Origin of the sequence: Streptomyces hilarionis, from assembly GCF_024539675.1 — a bacterium.
Lineage (GTDB): Bacteria > Actinomycetota > Actinomycetes > Streptomycetales > Streptomycetaceae > Streptomyces > Streptomyces hilarionis.
The window spans coordinates 1-2,461 of record NZ_JAHHIT010000329.1 but is presented as its reverse complement, the minus strand read 5'-3'; the positions used below and the strand labels follow the sequence as shown (position 1 = coordinate 2,461).

Annotated in this window: 2 protein-coding genes; one reads left to right on the top strand and one right to left on the bottom strand. The window is 75.5% G+C overall.

What is annotated here, in order from left to right:
* Positions 1 to 117 precede the first annotated feature (117 nt).
* Positions 118 to 1,344, top strand: coding sequence for a 3-phosphoshikimate 1-carboxyvinyltransferase (gene aroA / locus KMS84_RS38375; RefSeq protein WP_256921185.1), 1,227 nt, complete (start codon positions 118 to 120; stop codon positions 1,342 to 1,344).
* Positions 1,345 to 1,494: 150 nt separating this feature from the next.
* Here the strand turns inward: aroA and KMS84_RS38370 are convergent, their stop codons facing one another.
* Entirely contained in the window at positions 1,495 to 2,295 is an 801-nt protein-coding gene (locus tag KMS84_RS38370; protein ID WP_256921184.1) for a sugar phosphate isomerase/epimerase family protein, read from the bottom strand.
* Positions 2,296 to 2,461 lie beyond the last annotated feature (166 nt).

The window sequence follows — 2,461 nt, the reverse complement described above, 5'->3', positions numbered from 1 at the left end:
GGGGCCCGCCGCCCCCACCGCCGCCCCGGCCGTTCATCCGGACGGAGCGGTCCCGGCACTCGTCCATCCCGTGGACGTACCGGCGGCGGGGCGGACCGGCGCGGGATCATGAGGGGCATGGCCCTCGTCGACATCCCCGGTTCCAAGTCCCTCACCGCCCGCGCCCTGTTCCTGGCCGCGGCCGCCGACGGAGTCACCACCCTCCAGCGCCCCCTGCGTTCGGACGACACCGAGGGGTTCGCCGAGGGCCTGACCCGGCTCGGCTACCGCGTCGGACGCACGCCGGACGCCTGGCAGATCGACGGCCGCCCCCAGGGTCCGGCGCTCGCCGAGGCCGACGTGTACTGCCGGGACGGGGCGACCACCGCACGCTTCCTGCCGGCCCTCGCCGCCGCCGGTCACGGCGTGTACCGCTTCGACGCCTCGCCCCAGATGCGCCGCCGCCCCCTTCTCCCGCTCACCCGCGCGCTGCGCGACCTGGGCGTGGACCTGCGGCACGAGGAGGCGGAGGGCCACCACCCGCTCACCGTGCGGGCGGCCGGCGTCGAGGGCGGGGCGGTCGTGCTGGACGCCGGCCAGTCCTCGCAGTACCTGACCGCCCTCCTGCTGCTCGGCCCGCTCACCCGCACCGGTCTGCGCGTCACCGTCACGGACCTGGTCTCCGCGCCGTACGTGGACATCACGATCGCGATGATGCGGGCCTTCGGCGCGGAGGCGATCCGCGAGGGGGACACCTACGTCGTCGCGCCGGGCGGCTACCGGGCGACCACGTACGCCATCGAGCCCGACGCGTCGACCGCGAGCTACTTCTTCGCGGCGGCCGCGCTCACCGGCCGGGAGGTGACCGTGCCGGGCCTCGGCGCGGACGCGCTCCAGGGCGACCTCGGCTTCGTTGAGGTCCTGCGCCGGATGGGCGCCCGGGTGGAGGTCGGCGCCGACCGCACGACGGTGGCCGGGACGGGCGAACTGCGGGGCGTCACCGTCAACATGCGGGACATCTCGGACACCATGCCGACGCTCGCCGCGATCGCCCCCTTCGCCTCCGGACCCGTGCGCATCGAGGACGTGGCGAACACCCGGGTGAAGGAGTGCGACCGGCTGGAGGCCTGCGCGGAGAACCTGCGGCGGATGGGCGTGCGGGTGGCCACCGGCCCGGACTGGATCGAGATCAGCCCGGGCGCCGCCCCGGTGGGCGCCGACGTCAAGACCTTCGGCGACCACCGCATCGTCATGTCCTTCGCGGTGACCGGCCTGCGCGTCCCCGGAATCTCCTTCGACGACCCCGGCTGCGTCCGCAAGACCTTCCCCGGCTTCCACGAGGCGTTCGCCCGGCTTCAGGCCTGACCGCGGAGCCCCCCACCGCGAGCGGGCGACCGGGAGAGGACGGCGTCGCGCGGGCGGGCGGTTCACCCGCGTGCCTCACCGGCGCCCGCGGGCGACCGCCGGCGCTCAGCGGCGCCCGCAGGCGTCCCGTCGGCGCCCGCAGGCGTCCCGTCAGGCCGAGTCGTTGAGCAGGCGGCCCAGGTGGGCGCGGCCCTCGTCGAGGAGGCCCGCCAGCGGCTCGGCGCCCTCGTACCAGCGCTTCTCGTACTCCCAGCACAGCCAGCCGTCCCAGCCGTCGCGGGTCAGGACCTCGACGCACTCCGCGAGGGGCAGCACCCCCGCGCCCAGCGCGAGCGGGGTCGTGTCCTCGGCCGAGGCGATGTCCTTGACCTGCACGTACCCGAGGAACGGCGAGAGCGCGGCGTAGGTGTCCTGCGGTTGCTCGCCGCCCAGCCAGGTGTGCATGACGTCCCACAGCGCGCCGACCTGCCGGTGCCCGACGGGGCCGATGATCCGGATGGCGTCCGCGCCGGTGCGGTGCGAGTCGTGGGTCTCCAGGAGGATGCGCACGCCGAGGTCGGCGGCGTGTTCGGCGGCGGTCCCGAGCCGCCGGGCCGCGACCGCGTCGGCGTCCGCTTCGGACTGTCCCTCGGCCCCACCCGGAAAGACACGGACGAAGGGCGCGCCGAGATCGCGGGCGAGGCCGACGAGGTCGCGGATCTCGTCGAGCACGGGCTCGTCGGCGCCGGGCGCGGCGACCCGCGCGTAGCCCGCGACCCCGAGGATCTCGACGCCCGCCGCCTTGAACTCGGCGGCGACGGCGCTCCGTTCGTCCGGACTCAGTCCCGGGTGGACCGGCTCCTCCGGATGGGCGCGCACCTCCACGCCGTGGTAGCCGTGCGCGACCGCGAGCCGCAGCACTTCGGGGACGGGCAGACCGGGGACACCGAGAGTGGAGAAAGCGAACTTCATGCCCCCACTCTCACCCGGACGCGGCACGCGGGTCCAGTGGAGGCGAACCGATCCCCACCCGAACGTGCCGGCATACGCGGATCGAACGGCCGTCGGCACTCCCGGCCGGGGAAGAGACAACCACGCGCCGCCTCCGTCACCGGCCCCCGCCCTCGGCCCCGACATC